This is a genomic window from Acinetobacter sp. NIPH 2100 (assembly GCF_000369805.1).
Classification (GTDB): domain Bacteria; phylum Pseudomonadota; class Gammaproteobacteria; order Pseudomonadales; family Moraxellaceae; genus Acinetobacter.
This window is the reverse complement of the sequence record NZ_KB850224.1, coordinates 2,847,252-2,871,629: the sequence shown is the minus strand read 5'-3', so window position 1 is coordinate 2,871,629 and position 24,378 is coordinate 2,847,252. Positions and strand designations below refer to the sequence as shown.

The following is a 24,378-nucleotide window of genomic DNA, read 5'->3' as shown; positions in this document are numbered from 1 at the left end:
AACATCGGCTTTTTTCATTTTTATATGGACGAATTGACTTAATAAAATTCAAGATTATTATGTTAGCTAATTTCATTCCTATTATTTTTAGTTAGGATAGCTTGATTCTGAAATGCTTATTAAAATTAAGAAGACTAAATTTAATGAAAAGAATATTTAAAGATGAAAGTTGGAATGAGCTTTTGATAAGTTGTGGCCTTATTGCAGTCACCTATGTAATTTTGATAGGACAAATAAGTACGTATAATAAAGAGTTTAATTATAAATGGCAGGAGAAATATATTTTCGAAGATCCATCTTTTAAAGTATATAGTTCTTATAAAATAAAGAGGAAAAGTTTTTTTAAGAGTTATTACTTAGAAATATATAAGGGGGATCAGCTTTTTTATAGAGATGAATGTGCTTTATCTCTAGAAAACTATTGCAAATCTTTACTCGAGAGTGAAGGGTTGCCGATTAAAAATTTAAGATATAAAGAAGGGGGAAAGTACATCTGATCAAAAGATTTCTTATTTAGTTCAATCATTTGAAATAATAAACAATAGAAAAATTAAAAAAATTGATTATTCTTCAGTTGAGGTCACTCCTAAGAAGCAAAATAATATTATTTTTATAATATGTGCCAGCTTACTTTGTCTTGTCGTCCATATTTGGGTTATACGAAAATGGATTTTGACTAAAGAAAGGGACTTTGATGAATCTCGACAATGGAGTTATTGGCTTCTGAAAATTGGATTACCACTTAGTGTGATTTTGGAATTTGTGTTTTTTATTCAAGAAGTTAGCCTAATGATTTAAAAATCTTATATTAATACAGAGTAATGTTATTTAAATCTAAAGGGGCAAATGATATAGCCCCTTTAAATTAATCTGTAGGTATTGGTATCAATTTAAACGGATTGGCTTAACGACCATTACGGCTACGACCGCGTGGTGCTTTAGTATTTGGGCGGGTTGTTCCATTAGTTTTACGACGTGGTTTATCTGCATCGTCAGTTTGCCAGATACGGGTTGTACCGCCACCAGCTTTTTTCTTGCCTTTAAATGGTTTTTCACCTCGTTCTTCACGTGCTTTATCTTTGGCACGAGAGAAATGTGGTTTATTATTCGATTTTTTCGCGAAAGAACGGCCTTCATAAGGCTTGTCAGCTGGAACGTCTTTAAAATCTGGATAAAGCAAAGGTTCGATTTCGAGTTGTTCACCTGGTTGTAAACCCAGTTTGACCAGATCAATACTGCCAATTTGAGTACGAATCAGACGTAAAGTTGGGAAACCCACAGCAGCGGTCATACGGCGCACTTGACGGTTACGACCTTCGCAGATTTGTAGCTCAATCCATGTCGTTGGAATATTGGCACGATAACGTACAGGTGGATTACGTTCCCATAGCCATTCAGGTTGATCGACTTTACGTGCTTTGGCAGGTAAGGTCATACCATCTGCAAGTTCAACACCCGTTTGCAGTTTTTCGATTGCTTCTTCTGTGACATCACCATCAACTTGAGCAAGATAAGTTTTATATTTCTTATTATCTGGATGAGTGATGAACTGGTTTAAACCACCATGATCAGTAAGAAACATTAAACCTTCAGAGTCTAGATCTAAACGTCCTGCAATACGAAGTTCAGGATCTTTAATAAAACTTGAAACTGTTAAATGTTTTTCATCTTCGCGAAACTGTGACAAAACGTCAAAAGGTTTATTAAATACGACTACTTTCATATGGATATACTACTTTGGCTATGGGCGGCATCATAACAATAAAGGTTTCTATTTAATGGAGAAATGTTGTTATTTCCCGTATAAATCTCAAAAAAACCTGTTTTGAACTAAACTGTTTCATGCAATAAAAAACGAAAGTATGCCATAGAAGGCATAGAGATAATCGCTAAATACATGAGGGAGAACCTACAAAATGGGTTATCAGAAGATTGTGGTTCCTGCTGATGGAGACAAAATCACAGTAAATGCAGACCTGTCATTGAATGTTCCAAATCGTCCAATCATCCCTTTTATTGAAGGTGATGGTATTGGTGTGGATATTACACCAGCAATGAAGGCAGTAGTAGATGCCGCCGTGCTAAAAGCTTACGGTGGCAAACGTTCGATCGAATGGATGGAAGTCTACTGCGGCGAAAAAGCAGATAAAATCTATGGCAATTATATGCCAGAAGAAACTTTTGATGCTTTACGTGAGTTTATTATATCAATAAAAGGCCCATTGACTACACCTGTAGGTGGTGGTATTCGTTCTTTGAATGTTGCATTACGCCAAGAACTCGATTTATATGTCTGTGTGCGTCCAGTCCGATGGTTTGAAGGCGTACCTTCACCGGTGCAACATCCAGAACTTACAGATATGGTCATCTTCCGTGAAAACTCAGAAGATATCTATGCTGGGATTGAGTGGAAGGCTGATTCGGCAGAAGCAAAAAAAGTCATTAAATTTTTGCAAGAAGAAATGGGGGTGACCAAAATCCGATTCCCTAAAGATTGTGGGATTGGGATTAAACCTGTTTCGAAAGAAGGTACACAGCGTTTGGTACGTAAAGCCATTCAGTTTGCGATTGATAATGACAAGCCTTCGGTGACTTTGGTGCATAAAGGCAACATCATGAAGTACACCGAAGGTGCGTTCAAAGAGTGGGGCTATGAACTTGCGATGGAACGTTTTGGTGGTCAATTGCTGGATGGCGGCCCATGGGTGAAAATCAAAAATCCGAAAACGGGTAAAGACATTATCATTAAAGATGTGATTGCCGATGCGTTCTTACAGCAAATTTTAATGCGTCCAGCAGATTATTCCGTGATTGCGACACTAAACTTAAATGGTGACTATATTTCGGATGCACTTGCAGCAGAAGTGGGCGGCATTGGGATTGCACCGGGTGCGAATATTGGCGGTGCAATTGCAGTGTATGAAGCCACACATGGCACTGCACCGAAGTATGCAGGGCAAGATAAAGTCAATCCAGGGTCAATTATTCTATCTGCTGAAATGATGTTGCGTGATATGGGATGGGTTGAGGCTGCAGATCTGATTATTCAAGGTGTTTCGGGTGCAATTTCTGCCAAGACCGTGACGTATGACTTTGAGCGTTTAATGCCAAATGCAACCTTATTACGTTGTTCTGAATTTGGACGAGCCATTATTGAACATATGGAATGAGTAAGCTTCATGTCCTTATTAAAAGAGTAGCAAAGCTGCTCTTTTTTTATTTTAAAATGAGATTAATAAGACTGAATAAAAGCATGTACAAAGTGAATGCCATGTAATAATTTTATGCTTTATAAAATAAAACTTGAGCGCAATGGCTGAAAGAAAATATGGTGAGGCTGCACCAAAAACAACAGAAACCATCACCAGCTTGGATTGGTATGAACACGTGCTCAGCAATCAAAAATATGAACGTACTTTATTTGTCGATTTAGATATGTCTGAGGCAAAAAACACAGCTGCTATTTTTAATGAATGTACGTTTCGCCGTGCACGATTTAATGGATCAACTCATCAAAGCAGTGCTTTTATAAATTGTACTTTTATTTCCTGTAATTTCTTCGACAGTAAATTCACCGACTGTAAGTTTGTCGGCAGCATGTTTAATGATTGCCAGTTTCACCATATGCGGGTGGAGGACAGTGATTGGGCTTTTGTTGGATTACCGGGCGCTGATTTAGAAAAAGCCTCTTTTCTTAGAACGCGGTTAAGAGAGGCAGATTTGACAGGCGCACGTTGTCATGGAAGTTCGGTTCGAGACAGTGATTTATCTGGTGTATGGCTACATAGCGCAGATTTTACTGAGTGTGATCTAAGAGGCAGTGATTTGAGTGCATTAGATCCGAAAGAAACGCAGATTAAAGAGGCGATTATCAACCTTGATCAAACCTTAATGATTGCAGAAAATTTAGGCTTCGATGTCAGAATCGATTGAGTAAAAGGCTTCGACTAAAATGAGTGGTTTTAGACCACTCATTTTCATGGGAGATACAATAAAGTCTATCTTATTAAGAAAGATAGATTCGAATAAAAGGGATGAATTGCTCACCAATGACGATGCCTAATAGACCTAATAAAGCCACAATAGGTGGTGCAGGTGCTTTGACATCTAATAGGTAATACAACACACCAACCAATATACCAACCAATATACCAACTGCAAGTGATAATAAATAAATCTTCATATTTAACCGTTGATCAGTTTGCTTTTACTTTACAGAAAGGGTCAATGGTTGGATTACGATTCCAAATATATTCTGCTTCTTCAGCACAAAGTTGGACAACTTCTTCACCTTGTGTGTCATGAATAAAGGCGAGGGTCATATCCATACCTGCACTCACACCCGATGAGGTATAGAATTTTCCATCAATTACCCAACGGGCTTGGGCTTGCCATAACACTTGGTCATTAAGTTTTTGCACAAACTCAAATGCCATTTTATTCGACGTTGCTTTAACGCCATTTAAAAGACCCGTTGCTGCAAGTAATGAACTTCCTGTACAAATTGTAAGTACGTGTGCACTCTGGGTTGCTAAAGTTTTGAGCTGATCGAGAAATTGCTGATTATTCATCAGTTCAAACGTCACGATCCCACCAGGGACGAGCAGAATACTTTCTGCAGTTGTTTCCATTTCATGAAATGATTTAGTTTGGATACAAACACCATGCTTATTTGAAACCAGTCCACCATTCAGACTATAAAACTGCACTTGATACTGTTCTTGCAGTAAGCCAAATAATTCGACTGGACCCATAATGTCAAGGGTTTCAAAGTCTTCAAATACGATGGCATTAACAGGAATACGCATTGCTTTTCTCGCTTGTTTAATCTGCGTCATACCATAAAGAGCTTGCATTTTTTGTGTGTGAATATTCTGTATGGCTTATTTTTAATTATGCTAAATCATTGGACTTTTGGCCTGATCTGTTAGCAAGCGGAAGATAGATTTTGTTTTATTTTTAAGCAGTTAATCTCTCTATATCTAAAAAGATGCGGTGTATCGTAAATTTAGAAAAATCTGTATCTATCATTTATAGACCAAATGTTCAAAATAACTGAACAATAGCGAGAGGACTATGTCATGAAGATGTATCAAGTGGATGCCTTTACCAAAGAATTATTTAAAGGCAATCCAGCGGCTGTGATCGTGGGCGATGAATGGTTAGATGAACCTTTGATGCAAAATATTGCCATGGAAAATAATCTTTCTGAGACAGCCTTTGTCAAAACACTTGATCAGAGTAATTTTGAGATTCGCTGGTTTTCACCTGTAGATGAAGTTGCTTTTTGTGGACATGCGACTTTAGCCAGTGCTTTTGTTTTATTTAAAGATTTTACTAAGGCAAAAACCATTCAATTTCATGTACGTGATCTTGGTATTTTTATCGTCAGCCAAGATACAGATGGCAAAATTAAAATGAATTTCCCGATTCGTAAAGCAGAGTTGGTGTCTGAATATCCTCAAGTACTTCGAGAAGGTTTAACCAAACCATTTAAAGCGGTCTATCGTAATGCTCAGGCCTATATTGTGGAGTATGAGAGCGTACAGGATGTATTGGATGAGCAGCCTGATCTTGAAAAGTTAAAGCAGCTTGGGCAAGTACGTACTGCAATTACAGCATCTCAGCCAGACGTGGCGATAACAGCCAGAGGAGAGGGGCAGTTTGATTGTGTATCACGTTATTTTGCACCTGCAATTGGAATTCCAGAAGATCCAGTAACGGGTTCAATTCATACAGCGATTGTGCCACTTTGGGCGGAAAAGTTGAATCAAACTAGGCTGGTTGCATTTCAGGCATCTGCACGTGGGGGAATTTTGGATTGCGTAATTGAATCTGAACAGCGCATTGAAATCTCAGGTTATGCAAAATTGTATATGCAAGGCGAACTGACAATCTGATTTGTAACTTAAATTGTGTAAAAACAAAGATAAAAGCTGTTTAAATAAACAGCTTTTTTCAAAACATAACTATTAAAAATGCGAATCATTCTCTACCATAGCTTGTCTCTATTATTTAAATCACCATAAATACTTGGATAAATTATGTTAATGCGGTTTAAGCAGCTTACTCTCTCGCTTTGTTTGATTGGGTTGAGTGCGACGTCTTGGTCTCAGACAGTGCTCGTAAAAAGTGAAAAAAATATCGAAGAATATAAATTAGATAACGGTTTCAGAGTTATTCTTGCACCAAACGATAAAGAAAATAAAGTCTATGTAAATACGGTTTATTTGACTGGCTCGCTGAATGATCCGAAAGGTAAAGGCGGACTTGCGCATTTATTAGAACATTTGGCATTTAAAGGTACGCAAAATGTGAAGGGTGACGAGTTTCAACGTCGTCTGGATCAATATACGTTGATGACCAATGCCAGTACCGATTATTACGCGACCAAATACTTGAACATTGTTCGTCCTGAAAAAAATGCACTGAATGAAATTCTGTACCTTGAATCAGAACGTATGGATAAATTGGTGCTGCAAGAAAAATTTGTACCTTCTGAAATTGAAATCGTAAAACGTGAACGTGAAATCCGTATGGATCAGCCGTTTGCGGTATTGATGGATCAGATGTGGAAAGCCGCTTATGGCAACCAATATTTAGGTCGTTTGCCGATTGGTGATTTACCTGAACTAAAGTCGATTCAGTTAAATGAGTTAAATCAGTTCTATAGAACTTGGTATGCACCAAACAATGCAGTCATGGTGATCTCAGGTAAATTTGATAAGACCGAAGTATTGAGCAAGATTGATCAGTATTTCAGTCCAATTCCAGCACGTCCAGTGCCTGCACAAGTTCAAGTGCCAGTGCTAGATTCAAGCAAAATTGAACAGCGTCAGTTTACGGTGCAGAAGGGTAGCGATTTGGCTAAATTCCATGTCTATATGAATGGAAAAAATACCCCGTTACAGCCGACTTTAGCGCTCGCGCCAGCGTTATACACCATGCAGCCAAGCGGTACCTTATATAAAAGTATGGTGGAAACGGGAATCAGTACTGCAGTGCAATCGACCACATGGTTAGATCAAGACTTCAATGTGGTTTTCATGGGGGCAATTTATGCACCGAATCACGATGCGAAAAAGGTCGATGAGGCACTCAAAACCGGTGTTGAAAACAGCCAGCCATTTACGGAAGCTGAATTACAGCGCATCAAAAATATTACGCAAAATACCGCAGATACCATTGCCAATGATGCAGTCGCTCTAGGCTCACGCCTAAGTGATTATGCAGTTTCATCGCATGGTCAATGGGATCAATATTTTAAGGACTTACAAGCCGTTCAAGACTTAAAGCTGAATGATGCAAATAAAACTTTAAAAGAATTTTTAGTCTCTTCACATCGTATTTCTGGCGATATTTTACCAACGCCCGAAGATCAAAAGAAAGCGATGACCATGAAAGCTGAAGAGAAGCCAAAAACTTTAGATCAAAGCGATGAAAAGCCTGAGCCATTAAAAGATGCAAATGTTTATAAGCAGGAAGTGACCCAATTCATGGCTCAGTCTGCTCAGCAATTGCAAAAAAATGAACAGAAAATTCAGCGTGGTGAATTAAAGAATGGCATTCGTTACGCGCTGTTCCCAACCCCAACACGTGACGATAAAACTTATGCCACGATTAGCTTGGATTTTGGTGATGAAAAAACATTATTTGGCAAAGGGGTCACTTTAGATTTAGCCAGCTATTTAATGCTGCGTGGTTCTGAGAAACATACCTTGCAGGAAATTACCGATAAGGCGATTGCGGCGAGTGGTGGTGCATCGGTCAGTTCAAATGGCAATGGTTTTACCATCGTTGTTCAAGCGAAAAAAGACAAGTTCGAAGACTTCTTTAACTTTATTGTCGATGTCCTGAAACAGCCAAAATTCTCGCAAACTGAGTTTGATCTGGCAAAAAATCAAAGCTTGTCTGTACTGGATCGTCCATATACAGAACCAGCCGTTGTGTCATCGATGACCTTATCTAAGATTCTGGAAATCTATCAACCGGGTGATATACGTTATCACTTTGAACCTGAGCTTGCGAAGAAACAGATTAGTGAAGCAACTCAGCCGCAAGTGAAACAATTCTATGATCAATTCTTTGTGACAGATCATGCACAAATTGCAGTGACGGGTGATTTTGATGCCAAGAAAATGCAGAAGACTTTACAGAAAGCTTTTGGTTCTTGGAAAGCAAAACAGCCATTCACCAAAGTGACTGGGCAATATACGGTTTATAAAGCACAAAAAGTGCATGCATTATCTGAACAACGTGAGTTTGGTAGCTACCAAAGTGTTTTAGCATTACCCGTCGGTTCGTACCATAAAGATGCGCCTGCTTTAATTATTCTCAGTCATGTTTTAGGTAACTCACAGCTTTCATCTCGTTTGGCGCAAGAGTTACGTGAGAAAAATGCTCTGGTCTATGGTTTTGGCAGTAGCTTAGATCTTGATCCAGACATTGATGATGGTACCTTAAGCATCACAGCAAACTACACGTCAGGTCGCTCTGCACAAGTATCGCAATCTGTACATAAAGTTCTAAATGAGCTGTTAAGTAAAGGCGTGACCGAGCAGGAAGTAGAAGCAGCCAAAGCGGATATCATGAAGAAGCGAGTGACTGCTTTAGAAGATGAGCGCAATATTCATGGCATGTTGACAGGTCAGTTAGAGCGTAACAAAACGCTGTTGGATCGTGCCGAGCGTGATCAGGAGCTTGCGAAACTAAGCAAAGAAGATGTGAATGCTGCAATTAAAAAATACATCAAACTTGATCAGTTTGTAGAAGTGATGGCTGACCAATATGGTCAAGCACAAGACTTGAAATAAGCAATAAAAGAAAGCCACCGATCAGGTGGCTTTCTTTTAACAATCAACGATTAATGATCGTGTTTATGTGCATGAAAATCTTCATTCTTACGAAAGCGTAAGTAGTTTTCAAACTGTTCACAATATTCGTCAAAATTATCTTCCAGCATCATTTGGAATTGTTGCAGCAGATAAGACATCACTTGCTCTTTGGCCTCACGCATTTCATTGCCATCTTTAAAGTTATTGGCTGCGACCCATGTATTAAAGCGAGCAGTGGCAAATAGCATGGCTGCGCTGACTTGGCCACGTAATTCTTCTGGCTTTGGTTGCTGACCTTTGGGTGGTCGGCAGAAATCATTGGCAAGTTTAATAAATTCATCTGCACGCTCAAAAAACACCGCATTTAAAGCTTCTTCATCCGTCACATCGGTGGCGTTAATTTTTTGAGACATGATATTTTCCAGCGACAAGTAAAGACACCTTATTATAGACAAAGCCTTGTCGAAACTAAACCTTTGCCTTAATCTAAAATAGCCTAAGCAATTAGAATAATCACTATGCAAGATGCAATCGCGATTCAAAGCTTAAAAACAGATATAGCCTTACTACGCCAACATATCCATCCGCCTCAATATTTAGAAAATGTCGAGGGCTTGCCTATTTATTATGGTCTAAAGGATGAGGTTGATGAATATTATCGACAATGGCAACCGCTGATCGAAAGAGCACAGCAGTTATGCCAGTCGTTTATGCAAGATGAGGTGATGGATGCGATTCATTTACCAAGTCATTTAAATTTGCCGTTGTTTTTCTTTCATGTTGATCGAATTCGTATTAATAAAACACCTGCCAAAGAGTCTAAAACTTTCCGAGGTGTGGCTGCTTTGCTAGAAAAATGCGGACAGTTTGAGACCGATCAGATCTTTGCAATGCAAGAATGGTTGGGCAGTGATGATACCGCTGCTTTGGTGGCACATCGTGAGTTTATTGATTTAAGGACTTACGTGTTTCAGCATGGGCAAAGTGAATATACGCGGACTCGTTTTTATATGAATGGCATGATTTTGAGTGTTGAACCGCATTTTAAATTGGTGGATGCAAGGGATAAGCCACGTAAGCAGCGAAATGATCGTTATAGTGATCCGATTGCAGATAATGGTACATGGAAGATTTTTGGCAAATATCGGTAAATGATCTAAGCTCAATACGAAGATATTATCTGCCTGCTAAAGAACTAATTTTCATTTTCCGTTAAGGTGAGCAAGACCTCAAAAATTATGAATAACCTAATACCTTTTGTATAGATGGTGCCTTACTTTTGACTGGGCAAAAGTAACAAAACCCTTCTGTTAAGCTGATGGCACATCCTTGATGCCACAGCTTAACGGCGGCATCCATGCCGCCAGCACGATAGGGATGTAAGGTGGTTTTTTCTCGCGGAGTTATCACTCTTCACCCCAAAAAATATCTTTAGCAGATAAACCCTGTAGCTTTTTATTCGCTTTCTTTGCCACATGTGGTTGTTGAGCCTTAACCCAACCTAAAGCAAATAAAAATTGTGAATGCTTCGCAGCCTGTTGTCCAAAGATCTGCTCAGCGACAAACAGGTCATTATAAAAACCTAAATATTCCTGAATGGGTTGCAGTTTGTTCAAAAATTGCTGAACTTGTTTCTCAGGGTAAATCCCGGCAATAAAGTCGATGCAATAACGCAGCTGTTTAACGCGTTTACGAGTACGATGTTGTTGTTCAACTTCTAAGCTTGAAAATTGGGCCGCATCTTTTAGGATATTTTGGTAGAGCTTGCTTAAGCTTTTCGCTGCTTGTTTTGAAAGTTTAGGCTTAGACTCATGCTCACTATAAGTAAAGCTGAATAACGCTAAAAATAGCTGTGTGGTTTTAGGGTGGCTTAATAACTGAGAAATACTACTGTCAACACTTTCAGGGAATGGGAAATCAAAATCACAAACCTCTTTTACTAAGGGAATGATGGAATCTTGAATTGCATCATTATCACGTGATTGCCCCAAAGCTCTAAAAATATCAGCCAACTGATTTTCCCAAGTCGGATCAATATGTGCCGACCAATTAGAAAAATGTTTTAAAGCTGAACGTAAACGACGTAAACCAACACGGGCTTGGTGAATATGGTCAGCTTCTGCTACACCATCAGCGATTGCAGCTGCATTTGGCAGGATATGATTTAGGGTATTTTCGATAATCAGTTTAAGGGCTTGTTCAGCACGGACATCTGTATCTAAATTCAGTGATTTCGCCTTGGTGGCAGGGGATACCGCTTTGCCAACGGCCAGTAAATTGCCACGTTCGGCCTTACTGCGCACATCCAGCCAAAGTTGGTATTTATCTACCCACGTTTTGGCAAAATTAATCAAGCCTTGTGCTGAACCTTGTTTCAACTCAAATTCGACTTCGCTGATTTTGGCACGATCAGTTGGGGTTCGGATTTCACCATCATCCAAACAGACCTCAATTTGAGAACCCTCAAACTCAAATACATGAAAGGTACGCTGTACGTCAGTTTGGAACTGCAACTGTAGTTCAGCAGCTTGCTCACCTAAAACATCACGAAGTACAGTTTGAACGGTTTGATTATGTTTGTAGAGAGACAGATCAAGTTCAGGTTCTTGGGCACATTTACCTAAATAGATATCTTCTTCGATGCGTTGTAAATGGTTTTTACTGGCGGCTTTAAAGGTCTGCACCCAATGTTCGCCCTCTTGGCGCAGACGAATGGCCACATAATTTTTAGCAAGCAAACGGTCAGCGGTGTCATAGTATTTTGCTTGCAATCGAATTTTCTGTGCTTTTTGTTTGCTTAAGGCCTGTAAAACACTTTTTTTCTTAGATTCAGGGAGTTGAAATTTTAGCTCTATTTCCATGATGTTATGACTCCTGATCATCGAGAATGCTAGATACAAAACTTAGTATAACTTGTTGATCTCAAAAATCATTGTAAAGTTGTTTTAAGCAAGCAAAGGATGGCACGCAATGACTTTATTTTGTACAAAAAATGCATTAACGTGTGGAGAGTCTTGCACGATTAGGATGATCCAAAAATGAATGCACCAGCGAATATTACCAAGCCAGTGGAATTTTCATTACCTATTAAAAACTATGATGAATTTTATCACTTTTATTTAACAGAACATCGCAGTATTGCCAGCCGTCGTTTACATGTCGCAGGCAGCTCGATTGGTTTATATTTCTTTAGTAAAGCCATTCGTAAACGTCAGGCAAAATATGCTGTATATGGTTTGGTATCAGGCTATGCCTGTGCTTGGGTGGGGCATTTTTTCTTTGAACATAATAAGCCTGCTAGCTTTAAACAGCCGCTTTATAGCTTCATTTCAGATTGGCGTATGCTGTCTGATGTTGCGCGTGGTCGTTTAAGTTTGATCGATCGCCAGTTTGATAAAATTGATTCTTAAAGTTCGTTTGATATTTTAAAAGCTGCTTTGGCAGCTTTTTTATTTGTTCTGACTTATAGCAATTAATGATGTAAATACATTGTCTCCCTTTAAATTTTAAGCAAGAAAATATACTCTGAAGCTAATGTAATTATAGTGAATAGTGAAACGTTCATGCGCGGTCTTTACCTCATTACCAACGATGATCCAATCCAGCTCTTGCTCGAAAAACTAGATGTTGCCTTGGCAACAGGACATATTGCTATTTTGCAGTATCGCCGTAAGAAAGTGGCAAAAGCAGATCAGCCAAGTGAAGTAGAGCAGATCAAAATACTTTGTGAAAAACATCAAGTTCCGTTTGTGATTAATGATGATTTGGCACTGGCTGAACAATTTGGTCTAGGCGTGCATCTGGGGCAATCTGATGGTGAAATAAGTGATGCAGCCGCGTGTTTGCCTCAAGGTGTGATCATTGGCCGTACATGTCTAAATTCACTAGATTTGGCTGAAAAAGCGATTGCTGATGGGGCAACCTATGTGGCGTTTGGTGCAGTCTATGCGACCTCAACCAAACCCGAAGCGGGGAATGTCGGGATCGAAGTGATCAAACAAGCCAAGCAAAAATTTGATCTGCCGATTTGTGCCATTGGTGGGTTGACCGTTGAAAACTCTCAAGTGGTGATTGAGGCTGGGGCGAGCCTTTGTGCGGTAATTAGTGATATATTAGGGCGATCAACAGCCGAAATTCCTGCTCGTGTACATGCATGGGCAACGTTATTTGACTAATTATATGCATCCGCTTTGCGGAGCTTTCATTGTTTCTCGGAACGACAGCGTTCCTCGTCCTTGATTCTAGGTTGAGTCTTTTATGAGTTTATCTCCAAAGCAAGAACAGTTATTTAAACAAGCAAGTAAACATATTCCAGGTGGGGTTAACTCACCGGTACGAGCATTTAACGGTGTTGGTGGTACGCCTGTCTTTATTGAAAAGGCCAAAGGTGCGTATTTGTGGGATGTCGATGGCAAGCGTTACGTGGACTATGTCGGTTCATGGGGCCCAATGATCTTAGGTCATGCACATCCAGATATTATTCAAGCGGTACAAACCGCAGCAGAAGACGGTTTGAGTTTTGGTGCACCAACCGTGCACGAAACCACGCTGGCAGATACGATTTGCGAAATCATGCCATCCATTGAATTGGTTCGTATGACCAGCTCAGGCACAGAAGCGACCATGACGGCAATTCGTTTGGCACGTGGTTATACAGGCCGTGACAAGATTGTAAAATTTGAAGGCTGTTACCACGGTCATTCAGATTCATTATTGGTCAAAGCGGGTTCGGGTTTACTGACTTTAGGCGAAGGTGAGCCAACTTCAAAAGGCGTACCTGCTGATTTTGCTAAACATACATTAACGCTGCCGTATAACAATATTGAAGCGTTGAAAGAATGCTTTAGCAAATTTGGTCATGAGATTGCTGGTGTAATCATTGAGCCTGTTGCAGGCAATATGAACTTGGTGACGCCAATCGATGGTTTCTTGCAAGCGATTCGTGATGTTTGTGATGAATATAAATCAGTGTTCATCATTGATGAAGTGATGACTGGTTTCCGTGTTGCTTTAGGTGGCGCACAATCGGTATATAACGTTAAACCTGACTTGACTACTTTGGGTAAAATCATTGGTGCTGGCTTACCTGTGGGTGCTTTTGGCGGTAAACGTGAAATCATGGAATGCATCGCGCCTTTAGGCGGTGTGTATCAAGCAGGTACATTGTCAGGGAATCCATTGGCAATGCGTGCAGGTATTGCGATGTTCAAGCATCTACGTGAGCCAGAGTTTTATGACAAGCTGGCTGCACAGTTAGCCAAATTACTTGCAGGTTTACAGGCCGCAGCAGACGAAGCGGGTATCCCATTTAAGACTCAGCAAGTGGGTGGCATGTTTGGTTTGTATTTCACTGATCAAGATGACATTACCAGCTTTGATTCAATGTTGGCCTGTGATGTTGAAGCATTTAAGAAATTTTTCCATGGCATGTTAAAGCGTGGTGTATATCTTGCGCCATCTGCATTTGAAGCAGGCTTTATTTCATCGATGCATTCGGATCAAGACATTGCAGAGACGATTCAAGCAGCAAAAGAAACCTTTGCTGAAATGAAATAACGTTGTGATGCATACAGAAGCCCGATTTGTTCGGGCTTTTTTATGGCAACGGTTTAGGTTGATCTGAATAAAAAGAGACCTTAATGGATTTAAAAAAATAATGCTTGATCGGAACGGAATCTTACGAAGTTTCTATCTATTTATATAATAAATCTCAGCTATGAATAGTAGTAAAGATAAACAATCTTTACTGTACTGCAAGCTAAAATATGCTTGAATAATCCACTATCTTTGCGGTTGTCTTCGGCTGCACCAAAGTGCGAACATTTTGGCTTATGCAGGCTGTGGATAGCGTTGCGAGATATCATATTTTAAATAAACGTTTATAAGAAACTCATAGGAATGGAGTAAAAACATGAAAACTAAACATTATTTAGCTTCCGCTGATGTAGACATTCTGGTTGATGCAGCATTGAAATATGCAACAGAGCACAGCTTTAATGTCAGCATTGCAGTGGTCGATGACGGTGGAACGCTGTTGATGATGAAGCGAATGGATGGTGCATCAGTATTATCGACAGCGATTTGTCAAGAAAAAGCATATTCTGCCGCGGTCAGCCGAAGAACAACCAAGGCATCCGAAGATATGATCCGTGATGGTAAAATCGGCTTTTTAACGATCAATGCAGCAAAAGGAATGTTAGAAGGCGGTGAGCCAATTGTATATCAAGGGCAGGTCGTGGGTGCAGTCGGCATTTCAGGCGTACAATCTTTTCAAGATGCAGAAATTGCCCAGCATGCAATTCAACAATTTCTAGCGCAACAGAGCTAAATCATCATTTAAATTCGATTCTGGATGAAAATTCGAGAGAAACACGAAAAAAATCAGTAAAAATACGTGTCATGCATTGTAATTCAGCGCCAAGCTTTTTATGATTGCCCGCTTGTTTTCATCCAGTCGTTGGAAGGCTACCTTGAATGATTTTCTAAGTGAACATTTGATTCATCGTGATGAAGATTTTATGGTCATCCATAAACCTGCAGGCTTGCTCACCGTACCAGGAAAAACACCTGATTTACAAGATTGTTTGATCAATCGTTTATTAGAATTAGAACCGAAAACCTTACTGATTCATCGTTTAGATCGTGATACCTCTGGTATTTTGGTATTTGGTTTATCCAAATTTGGACAAAGTACCATTTCTCGTCAGTTCCAAGACCGTCAAACCTCAAAAATTTATCAAGCTTTGGTTGCAGGGCATTTAGAAGGTCAGGGCACCGTCGATATTCCTGTGATTTATGATCCAAGCCGTCCGCCCTTACATATTGTTGATGCGTCTTATCACAAACCTGCATTAACAGAATGGCAAGTGATCGAACATTTCGAGATTCAAGGACAACCTGTAACCCGCGTTCAACTAATTCCGATTACAGGTCGTTCACATCAGCTTCGTGTGCATATGCAATATTTAGGTCATCCGATTCTTGGTGATACCTTATATGCCACACCCGAACAGCAACAGCTTTATGCGCGTTTGTGCTTACATGCAACGCAGTTAAGCTTCACTCATCCTAAAATTGGTACACAACTGACATTTGATTGTTCCGTACCGTTTTAATCTAAAAACTTTTTTATGAAACACGATGTGATGCACGCTATTTGGTTGCGCTTTGTGTCAAAATACATCGCTTAAAACTACATAAAATGCCTTAACTTTTAATTGAGTCAGGGCATAAAATATGTAGGCTAACATGAGATAAAGGTGGAAAAATTGCAGCAATTTGCTATTGGTCAACGTTGGTTATCAGATACAGAAACTGAACTCGGTCTAGGGGTTCTTATTGATGTAGATGAACGTTCTATCAGCATTTTATTCCCTAAAAGTGATGAAACTCGTGTTTATGCACGGAACAACGCGCCTTTAACTCGCATCATCTTCAATGTAAAAGATGAAGTGCAAGACCAAGAAGGCATCAAGTGGATTGTTGAGTCGATTGAAGACCGTCACGGTGTTCTTCGTTATGACGTTGTTCGCAACTTAGACAATGGTGAACAAGAGCGTAAGGCACTGAATGAAACCCGTATCGGTGCGCAAATCCAGCTGTCAAAACCTTTAGAGCGTCTGTTAGCAAGCCAAGTCGATTATAAAGAATGGTATGACCTGCGTATTGAAGCGATGTTGTTGCAAGCACAAATGCATACCAGTCCTTTACGCGGTTTTTTAGGTGCTCGTGTTGGTTTGATCCCACATCAATTGTATATCGCACATGAGGTCGGTAAACGTTTTGCACCACGCGTTTTGTTAGCGGATGAAGTGGGTTTAGGTAAAACCATTGAAGCTGGTTTGATTATCCATCAACAACTGAAAACAGGCCGTTCAGAACGTATCCTGATTTTAGTACCAGATTCATTGCAATATCAGTGGATGATTGAAATGCGTCGCCGTTTCAATCTGCAATTCTCTCTGTTTGATTTAACCCGTACTGCTTCGATTAAAGAGCATGATCCTGATCTAAATCCATTCCTGACTGAACAATGCATTATTGCCAGTGTCGACCTGATGGTTGACCATGATGACTTGCGTGAGCAAGCCATTGAAGCAGGTTTTGATTTGCTTGTGGTCGATGAAGCGCATCACTTGATGTGGAGCGAAGAAGAAGGCGGCAATGATCGCTATGATTTGATCGAAGAGTTGTCTGAACAAACGGCGGGTGTATTACTGCTCACCGCAACACCTGAGCAATTAGGGGTTGAAAGCCATTTTGCGCGTTTACGTTTACTTGATCCGCAACGTTTCAGCAGTCTTGATCGTTTCCTTGATGAAGAAGAACAATATCAACAAACCGCAAAAATTGCGGAAGTGTTGATGTCAGATGAAGCATTAACAGAAGAGCATTTGGCTGCGTTGGAAGGCTTGTTGGGTCATCGTATTGATGATCAGCCTGAACATCGTATGCGTGCGATTCATGAATTATTAGACCGTCATGGTACAGGTCGTATCTTATTCCGTAATACCCGTGAAGCGATTCAAGGTTTCCCTGGTCGTGATTGCCAACCTGCACCATTAGCAGCACCAGAAGACTGGTCTTTCGATGGCAAAATGCGCGAGCAAATGTGGCCAGAAGAAGGTCAACTTGATGGTGCATGGATGGAAAATGATCCGCGTGTGCCTTGGTTGATGGAAGTGCTGCGCAAAGATTTAAAACATAAAAAAGTGTTATTGATCGCGCGTAGTGGACCTGTGGTTGAAGCATTGGAAAATGTATTACGTCTACATGCAGGCATTCGTACCGCAATGTTCCATGAAGGCATGAGTTTGTTGGAGCGTGACCAAGCAGCGGCATATTTCGCTGAAGAAAGTTATGGTGCGCAAATCCTGCTGTGTTCTGAAATTGGTTCAGAAGGACGCAATTTCCAGTTTGCCAGTGATTTAATTTTATTTGATTTACCTGCAAACCCTGACGTACTTGAACAACGTATTGGTCGTCTGGATCGTATTGGTCAAGAGAACCGTATTCAGATTCATGTGCCGTATTTAATTGGCACAGCGCAAGAGCGCATGTTCCGTTGGTACAACGAAGCGCTCAATATTTTCAGCAGTATTTCTCCAACCGCGCAAACGCTACAAGAGAATTTTATTGTTGAGTTAAAAGATTGTTTATTGGCAGATCAAGGTCAGACGTTTGAAGATTTACTTGAAGAAGTGAATGTACAACGTCAAGCACTAGAAGCAGAGTTGCAAGCAGGGCGTGACCGTTTGCTCGAGTACAATTCATGTCGTCCAGTGGTGGCGCAAGGCATTGTGCAAGCCCTTGAAGATTATGATGACAACACGACTTTGCCAATGTTCGTGAAGCGTTTCATGTCATCAACCAATATCGATTTTGATGAGCAAAGCAACGGTACGGTGATCATTAAGCCGACTGATCAAATGCAAGTTCAAGGAATTACCTTGGATGAAGAAGGCATGACGGCGACCTTCTATCGTGATCAGGCACAAATCCGTGAAGATGCACAATATTTGACCTTGGAACATCCATTTATTGAAAGTGTGATGGAGATGATCCGCACACAATCATTTGGTAGTACCAATGTTGCTTTACTGAAATCCAATGCATTGAAACAAGGTTCAGTGTTATTGGAAGTCTGGTTTAAGGTCGATGTAGTTGCACCAAAAGCATTGAACCTGCCATCCAGCTTACCGAAGCAATTGATTCGCGTATTACTCAGTGAGAATGGTCAAGACTTGTCTGCCAAGATTGATCCAAGCATTTTACGTCCGTACCTGCATCATCTCGATGGTAATAGTTGCCGTCAAGTGGTAAAAGCGCGTCGTGACGTGATTGAAACCCGCTATGCACAAGCTTTAGATATTGCTAAAACCTCTTTGCCAGAATTGATGCAACAAGCCAAAGAGCATTACAGCGGCAAATGGCAATACGAGATTGACCGTTTAACTTATCTCAAGCAATTTAACCCAAGTATTCGTGAAGATGAGATTGAGCGTTTACAGAAATTCCAAAAAGAAGGCTTAAGTCTATTGGATGGTCTATCTGTGACACCAGAAGCGATTCAGGTCTTGGTTGTGGTTAAGCCATAACCGAGGCATAAAAAAGAGGACTTGAATGGTCCTCTTTTTTATGCCGTGAATAAACTTAGTTTTGATCGATATTGGCTTCCAAGAACCATAAATATTGATCCAGATCTTCGAGTGCCGCATGCAGAATATCTTCGGAAATTGGATCCTGAATTTCTTCAATGGTGTCACGTAAGTGATTGGCGACCACACCATAACGATCTGCCAGTTCTTTTAAATGATCTTGTACCGCGTGAATGGCGACAGGATAGGCTTTCAGATGCGATGTTTCCGCAACAGTCTGCGTTGTTCCTAACGCTGTTCCACCGATTTGAACCGCACGCTCTGCGACATTGTCTAAATGGGTGATCAGCGAAGTACGGAACATATCCAACATTTCATGTACCGCAATAAAGTTGCTCCCCCTCATGTTCCAATGCGCTTGCTTGGTGAGTAATGAAAGATCAATCAAGTTGGCAAGGATCTGATTTAATATTTTAACTGTGGCCTCTTTAATCGAGTCATCTAAATTATTACGTGTATATACTTTTAAAGCTTTTGCTGCTGAAGAACTCATAGTTACCTCATTCAATTATAATGTGATGAAACATAGTGAATAAAAACCATTAGATTCATCACTAGCTTATCCCTTGAATCAGCACTTAAGTGTTTTCATTTTCTAGGCTTTTGTAAGTTTGCTTATCATCAATTTTCTTTTTGATACAGCCCGTTTGAATTCAGATTAAATGATGATGACATCTGTTAAACTGCATCTATACGGGTTGAAAATTCCTTAAATCAATCCTGCATCTTTGCATTCTAATTTAATATACGCATAGAAAACTGGCGCAACAATGAGTCCACTTAAGCCAAAAATAGACTCAAAAATCAGCATTGCCAATAACACTTCCCACGCACTGGCATTAATTTTGGTACCAATGATTTTGGCATTTACGAAATATTCAAGCTTATGAATAATCACTAAATAGGCCAAGGCAATTGCTGCGACAGATAAGGAAATCGTCAGGCCAGCCATGATGATCAAGGTATTGGAAATCAGGTTTCCAATAATGGGCAATAAACCAAAGATAAAGGTCAGGATGGTGAGGGTTTTCGCAAAAGGCAGGTGAATGTCAAACAACGGTAGCACGATAAAGACAAAGATCATGAACAGTGCTGTATTGATTAGAGAAATCTTGACCTGAGCAAACACGACATTTTTAAAAGAAACCGATAGCTTTTGAATACGATGTAAAATCGCGGCTTTGAACACAGGCTGTGGCGCATGCTGTTTGAAATTTTGGATCGAGACCAAGATTCCGACAATCAGGCCAATCACCATGGTCGCCAAGTTATGCAGAATATCGGTGCCCGTATTTTTCACAATGGAAATATTATTTTTGATAAAAGACAAGATCTGATTTTTGATATCGGCAACGCTATGCGGCAGATAACCTGGCAGATATTGACTCATTTCAGCCTGAAACTTAATCAGGGTTTGATCAATTTTAAAATTGAAGGAGTTTAGCCCAGTCCCTTTTAAATCATAGATCACAAAACTAATCAGACTGGTAATAAAGAAACCAATCAAGAAAGTGGTTAAAACCCCAAGAATAATACTGATAAAGATACGTGCGCGTTGCCCATCAATATGTTTTTCAACGATCGAACTTAAGCTGTTAATAATTTCAAAGATCAGAAAGCCTGCAAAAAAACTAGGCAGCAGATGCAGGGGAATGACCATCATTAAAAACAAAAACATCAGAATGAAACTGGCGATGATGCTTTGACGGTCACTGAGAAGATTCATGATCTGTATGCCTAATTTAGCTTGTCATTATAATAGCGGACAAAGATACAATTTTTGTTACATTCAGTTTTAGTTTAGGCCGATACAAAGCGTTAATCAATTTCCATTTCATTGATATGACGTGCACCCTCTAAAATCATGCGGATCATGATCATGGTTTGTTCTGCCACTTCAGTACGCTGTTCTATCGGCAGATCAAGCACTTTTGCGCCCATATTGAATACCAGTTGAGTAATGGCTTTAGCAACAAGATCAGCATGACTGATTTTACTGTTATTCATCTGCTCTAAACGAATGAGGTCTTCTTGAAGCTCTTGCTGAAAGAAGTTCAGTTGACGGTCAACCGCTGCTTTATAAGAGGTCGAACCGGTATAACCTTCGCGGAGTAATAAGCTCAGATTTCCTTCATCGGTATTCAATTGTTGAATAAACACTTCAACCGAACTACGGATAATGCTCTGCTGCTTTGACGCTTGTAAGCGTGCTTCACGAATAATACGGCGGAGTACCAAACCAGACTGGTCAATCAGCGCGATTGCGAGTTCATCAATATCTTTGAAATGACGATAAAAGCTATTCGGAGCAATGCCAGCTTCACGTGCAATTTCACGCAAGCTAAGCGAGGCGATACTTTTTTGCGGACCAATCAAACTCAGTGTGGCTTGAAACAACTCTTCTTTAGTAATGGTTGCTTTTCTACCCACTGAGCGCACAGGAGATTTCATAGGAATGACATCTTGTTCATTTATGTTGTCATGGCCGAGCGGTAAAAAAGAAGAATGAACCATTGTTTTCAATATATAAGTAAGCTACTCGGGATTATAACGATTGTCGGTGTACTTGTGAAATGTAAATTCTTATACGAGCGTATATACAAATATATATACATATGTATAATAATTAGCAAACAACCAGAGTAAACCTGCTCATGCAAGCAATTGAAAAGAGAAATTCTCTATTTAATTCGTTGGCTCAAAGTGTAATGAACAGCCATGACGCCAATTTTTGGTTACAGAAAATCAATCCATTGTGGTCAATTAATCAGTCTCTTGCCAAAATCGTAAAAAAACAAATCGTGGCAAAAGATACGGTCAGTCTTATTTTGCAATGTAACAGACACGTCACGCGCGGAGTTGCAGGGCAGCACCATCCAGTTACGGTTGATATTGCGGGTCGTCATTACGAACGAACCTATAGCTTGATGCAGGTAGATGCAGATCATCTTTGTTTAACGGTTAAAAAAGTTGATCAAGGTTTAGTGAGTTCTTGGCTGGTTGAGCAAAGCCAAACAGGTGATATCTTACGTTTGGGGCAACCTTATGGTGAGATGCAGCAGTCAGTTGCAACACCTCATTTGGTATTATTGGCGGCTGGTAGCGGTATCACGCCGATGTTGAGTTTGATAGAAGGTCTATGCCAATCCAAACAATTGAACAAAACTGCTGTGCAATTGATGTATTGGGTGAAAACTCAAGCAGATGCTGCTTATGTTGAGTATTTGAAAGAAGTCTCTGAAAATTTCTCTCAGTTTAGTTATCAAATTTTTTATACCCAAGAACAGGATCAGCGTTTAAATCAAAGTCATGTTGATCAATTGACGGCTTTGGATAAAACCACGGTTTATGCCTGTGGACCATCAGGTTTTGCGGCTACAGCGGAAAGTTTGTTCCAAGGCGCTGCTGCACTGCAAACAGAAGCTTTTAGCTTAAGCCAGTTGGGTAGCGATACAGCAGAAACGGGTTTTATCAATGTTACTTTGACCCAATCAAATAAAACTGTTGCGATTCCAAAAGGTCAGTCGATTTTAGCCAGTTTGGAACATCAAGGCATAAAGCCTAATCATGGCTGTCGTATGGGGATCTGTAACAAATGTGCCTGTAACAAAGCACAGGGCGCGACTAAAAATTTATTGAATGGCGCTGCCAATAGTGAACCAACGCAGTTATTAAAAATTTGTGTCAATTCAGCCCAGTCTGATCTTGTGATTGATCTATAAGTGAGAAATTGATTATGAACATGCCTGTTAAAATTGAATTTTTTAAAAATCCAAAAAATCGTGATTTAACTGCTGCTGAGTTAGATGCTTTTGCTCGTGAACTAGATCAGATCAAACAAGAAGTGCTGGATGATTTGGGTGAGAAAGACGCCAAATACATCCGCCGTGTTTATTCCACCATTCGTTATAGCAGTATGCTTGGGCGCGCTTGCTTATTCTTGGGTTGGTTCCCTCCAGCGTGGTTACTGGGTACAGGCTTACTTGGTTTTGCCAAGATCATGGAAAATATGGAACTTGGTCATAACGTCATGCATGGTCAGTACGACTGGATGAACGATCCTAAATTCAATGGTCAAACCTATGAATGGGACACGGTTGGAACCTCAGATAACTGGCGTCAAACCCATAACTATAAGCACCATACCTATACCAATGTAAAAGGCATGGATGATGACGTAGGTTATGGCGTATTCCGTTTGTTCCCTGAACAACGCTGGTCTAAATTTACCCTAATCCAACCTATGTATATCTTGCCATTTGGCCTGTTATTCCAGTGGGGGGTGGCAATTCAAAACCTAGAATTGGGCAAAGTGGTGTATAAGCGTAAAACCATGACTGAGTTCAAACAAGAGTGGCAGCCTGCACAGAAGAAAATTTTAAAGCAGATGTTTAAGGATTATGTGTTCTTTCCATTGATTGCGGGGCCTGCAGCACTTCCTGTGTTTACAGGGAATTTGGTGGCGAACGGGATTCGTAATGTTTGGACATTCAGCATTATTTTCTGTGGTCACTTTACCAAAGATGTAGAAGTGTTCCCTAAAGCGGTTTTAAAAGATGAAAGCCGTGGACATTGGTATATGCGCCAGATTCGTGGTTCATCAAACCTGACTGGATCAGAGGCTTTTCATATTTTGACAGGGCATTTGAGTCATCAGATTGAACATCATTTGTTCCCAGATATTCCTGCGCGTCGCTACCGTCAAGTTGCACCTAAAGTTCAGGCAGTCTGTGAAAAATATGGTCTGCATTATAATAATGCGAGCTTCGTGAAACAGTTTGGTGAAGTCGTTGGTCGTATTTTTAAATATGCACTGCCTTTCAAAAAATAAGATGTAGCATTAAAAAAGCCCTGAATGCTTTCGCTTCAGGGCTTTTTTATTTTATTTCTTCTTTTGGGAAATCCACATGGTAATGGTGGCATGAAAAACTTTTTCATTATGTTGATCAAGCACATCAACATTCACTAGGTATTCACCTGCTTTTTCCCAATCATAATCAGGCTCAACAGGTGTCGCGATCGCGATCAGATCAGTTTCAGCCTTCTTTAAATATTCAACGGTCATGCCTTTCGGAATCCAGCGATGCGTGTTAGGAACCGTCACCTCAGTCATGGTACCACCAGCAAGTTCTGCCATATTACACATCGCAATCGCATGAACCGTACCTATATGATTGAGCACATTCCGTTTTTTCTTAATGCTGATTTTACAAGAGTTGGCTTTTAGTTCCTCAAATAGCGGAGAAATGCTACTGAAATAAGGTGCCTTTAAGCACAGCATACGTGTGAATGTCCACTTTCCAGCAGGCAAGGCAGATACTTTGTTCCATAGATCTAGAGTTGAGGCCATGGCTAAAACTTCCTATAACAGAATTAAATTCTTTTAC

Annotated in this window: 23 protein-coding genes; 14 read left to right on the top strand and 9 right to left on the bottom strand. The window is 40.1% G+C overall.

The window, feature by feature from the left end:
• The first annotated feature begins 143 nt into the window (after window positions 1-143).
• Entirely contained in the window at window positions 144-497 is a 354-nt protein-coding gene (locus tag F887_RS18845; RefSeq protein WP_005296024.1) for a hypothetical protein, read from the top strand.
• 407 nt (window positions 498-904) lie between these two features.
• On the opposite strand, the gene F887_RS04720 is transcribed toward F887_RS18845, so the two are convergent.
• Window positions 905-1,723 carry an rRNA large subunit pseudouridine synthase E gene (locus F887_RS04720; protein ID WP_005296022.1) on the bottom strand — a complete coding sequence of 273 codons (819 nt, stop codon included), beginning with the start codon at window positions 1,721-1,723 and terminating at the stop codon, window positions 905-907.
• Window positions 1,724-1,916: 193 nt separating this feature from the next.
• Here F887_RS04720 and icd point away from each other — a divergent pair, with 193 nt between their 5' ends.
• A complete protein-coding gene (icd, locus tag F887_RS04725; protein ID WP_005296019.1) occupies window positions 1,917-3,170 on the top strand; it encodes an NADP-dependent isocitrate dehydrogenase in 1,254 nt (417 codons plus the stop codon).
• 142 nt (window positions 3,171-3,312) lie between these two features.
• Window positions 3,313-3,933 carry a pentapeptide repeat-containing protein gene (locus F887_RS04730; RefSeq protein WP_005296018.1) on the top strand — a complete coding sequence of 207 codons (621 nt, stop codon included), beginning with the start codon at window positions 3,313-3,315 and terminating at the stop codon, window positions 3,931-3,933.
• A gap of 73 nt (window positions 3,934-4,006) precedes the next feature.
• Here F887_RS04730 and F887_RS18355 read toward each other — a convergent pair whose 3' ends face one another.
• Entirely contained in the window at window positions 4,007-4,183 is a 177-nt protein-coding gene (locus tag F887_RS18355) for a DUF1427 family protein (RefSeq protein WP_005296016.1), read from the bottom strand.
• A 13-nt stretch (window positions 4,184-4,196) separates the two neighbouring features.
• On the bottom strand, window positions 4,197-4,808 hold the full coding sequence (locus tag F887_RS04735; RefSeq protein ID WP_032863167.1) for a DJ-1/PfpI family protein: 612 nt from the start codon (window positions 4,806-4,808) through the stop codon (window positions 4,197-4,199).
• A gap of 273 nt (window positions 4,809-5,081) precedes the next feature.
• On the opposite strand from F887_RS04735, the gene F887_RS04740 reads away from it, so the two are divergent.
• Both F887_RS04740 and F887_RS04745 read left to right on the top strand, forming a co-directional pair.
• Window positions 5,082-5,900 (top strand): PhzF family phenazine biosynthesis protein, encoded by an 819-nt coding sequence (locus F887_RS04740; protein ID WP_005296012.1) that lies wholly within the window; start codon window positions 5,082-5,084, stop codon window positions 5,898-5,900.
• Between the two features lie 144 nt (window positions 5,901-6,044).
• Window positions 6,045-8,813, top strand: a complete 2,769-nt coding sequence (locus tag F887_RS04745; RefSeq protein WP_005296010.1) for a M16 family metallopeptidase — start codon at window positions 6,045-6,047, stop codon at window positions 8,811-8,813.
• A gap of 50 nt (window positions 8,814-8,863) precedes the next feature.
• Here F887_RS04745 and F887_RS04750 read toward each other — a convergent pair whose 3' ends face one another.
• Window positions 8,864-9,247, bottom strand: a complete 384-nt coding sequence (locus F887_RS04750) for a DUF3144 domain-containing protein (RefSeq protein ID WP_005145099.1) — start codon at window positions 9,245-9,247, stop codon at window positions 8,864-8,866.
• A gap of 105 nt (window positions 9,248-9,352) precedes the next feature.
• Between F887_RS04750 and F887_RS04755 the strand changes: the two genes are divergently transcribed.
• Window positions 9,353-9,985 carry a hypothetical protein gene (locus F887_RS04755; RefSeq protein ID WP_005296009.1) on the top strand — a complete coding sequence of 211 codons (633 nt, stop codon included), beginning with the start codon at window positions 9,353-9,355 and terminating at the stop codon, window positions 9,983-9,985.
• A gap of 255 nt (window positions 9,986-10,240) precedes the next feature.
• Here the strand turns inward: F887_RS04755 and F887_RS04760 are convergent, their stop codons facing one another.
• Window positions 10,241-11,695, bottom strand: a complete 1,455-nt coding sequence (locus F887_RS04760; protein ID WP_005296006.1) for a CYTH and CHAD domain-containing protein — start codon at window positions 11,693-11,695, stop codon at window positions 10,241-10,243.
• 177 nt (window positions 11,696-11,872) lie between these two features.
• Between F887_RS04760 and F887_RS04765 the strand changes: the two genes are divergently transcribed.
• From F887_RS04765 to rapA, 6 genes are all read left to right on the top strand, one after another.
• The gene (locus F887_RS04765) at window positions 11,873-12,244 is read left to right on the top strand and encodes an Mpo1-like protein (protein ID WP_005145109.1); all 372 of its coding nucleotides are present in this window, start codon (window positions 11,873-11,875) and stop codon (window positions 12,242-12,244) included.
• Window positions 12,245-12,397: 153 nt separating this feature from the next.
• A complete protein-coding gene (gene thiE / locus F887_RS04770; RefSeq protein ID WP_005296003.1) occupies window positions 12,398-13,009 on the top strand; it encodes a thiamine phosphate synthase in 612 nt (203 codons plus the stop codon).
• Between the two features lie 82 nt (window positions 13,010-13,091).
• Window positions 13,092-14,390, top strand: coding sequence for a glutamate-1-semialdehyde 2,1-aminomutase (gene hemL / locus F887_RS04775; RefSeq protein ID WP_005296001.1), 1,299 nt, complete (start codon window positions 13,092-13,094; stop codon window positions 14,388-14,390).
• Between the two features lie 355 nt (window positions 14,391-14,745).
• Window positions 14,746-15,162: a GlcG/HbpS family heme-binding protein gene (locus F887_RS04780; RefSeq protein WP_005295998.1), complete on the top strand. Its 417-nt coding sequence runs from the start codon at window positions 14,746-14,748 to the stop codon at window positions 15,160-15,162.
• 142 nt (window positions 15,163-15,304) lie between these two features.
• Window positions 15,305-15,949: an RluA family pseudouridine synthase gene (locus F887_RS04785; protein WP_171067406.1), complete on the top strand. Its 645-nt coding sequence runs from the start codon at window positions 15,305-15,307 to the stop codon at window positions 15,947-15,949.
• A 144-nt stretch (window positions 15,950-16,093) separates the two neighbouring features.
• Window positions 16,094-18,931, top strand: a complete 2,838-nt coding sequence (gene rapA, locus F887_RS04790) for an RNA polymerase-associated protein RapA (RefSeq protein ID WP_005295994.1) — start codon at window positions 16,094-16,096, stop codon at window positions 18,929-18,931.
• A gap of 55 nt (window positions 18,932-18,986) precedes the next feature.
• Here the strand turns inward: rapA and dps are convergent, their stop codons facing one another.
• The 3 genes from dps to fabR form a co-directional block, all read right to left on the bottom strand.
• Entirely contained in the window at window positions 18,987-19,484 is a 498-nt protein-coding gene (gene dps, locus F887_RS04795) for a DNA starvation/stationary phase protection protein Dps (RefSeq protein ID WP_005295991.1), read from the bottom strand.
• Window positions 19,485-19,700: 216 nt separating this feature from the next.
• Complete coding sequence (locus tag F887_RS04800; protein ID WP_005145126.1) at window positions 19,701-20,717, bottom strand: AI-2E family transporter; 1,017 nt, start codon at window positions 20,715-20,717, stop codon at window positions 19,701-19,703.
• 92 nt (window positions 20,718-20,809) lie between these two features.
• The gene (gene fabR / locus F887_RS04805; protein WP_005145127.1) at window positions 20,810-21,505 is read right to left on the bottom strand and encodes an HTH-type transcriptional repressor FabR; all 696 of its coding nucleotides are present in this window, start codon (window positions 21,503-21,505) and stop codon (window positions 20,810-20,812) included.
• 140 nt (window positions 21,506-21,645) lie between these two features.
• On the opposite strand from fabR, the gene F887_RS04810 reads away from it, so the two are divergent.
• Together F887_RS04810 and F887_RS04815 are read left to right on the top strand one after the other, a co-directional pair.
• Window positions 21,646-22,713 carry a ferredoxin reductase gene (locus tag F887_RS04810; protein WP_005295988.1) on the top strand — a complete coding sequence of 356 codons (1,068 nt, stop codon included), beginning with the start codon at window positions 21,646-21,648 and terminating at the stop codon, window positions 22,711-22,713.
• Window positions 22,714-22,727: 14 nt separating this feature from the next.
• Window positions 22,728-23,822: a fatty acid desaturase family protein gene (locus F887_RS04815; protein WP_005145130.1), complete on the top strand. Its 1,095-nt coding sequence runs from the start codon at window positions 22,728-22,730 to the stop codon at window positions 23,820-23,822.
• A gap of 51 nt (window positions 23,823-23,873) precedes the next feature.
• On the opposite strand, the gene F887_RS04820 is transcribed toward F887_RS04815, so the two are convergent.
• Window positions 23,874-24,341, bottom strand: a complete 468-nt coding sequence (locus tag F887_RS04820) for a hotdog fold domain-containing protein (RefSeq protein ID WP_005295984.1) — start codon at window positions 24,339-24,341, stop codon at window positions 23,874-23,876.
• Window positions 24,342-24,378 lie beyond the last annotated feature (37 nt).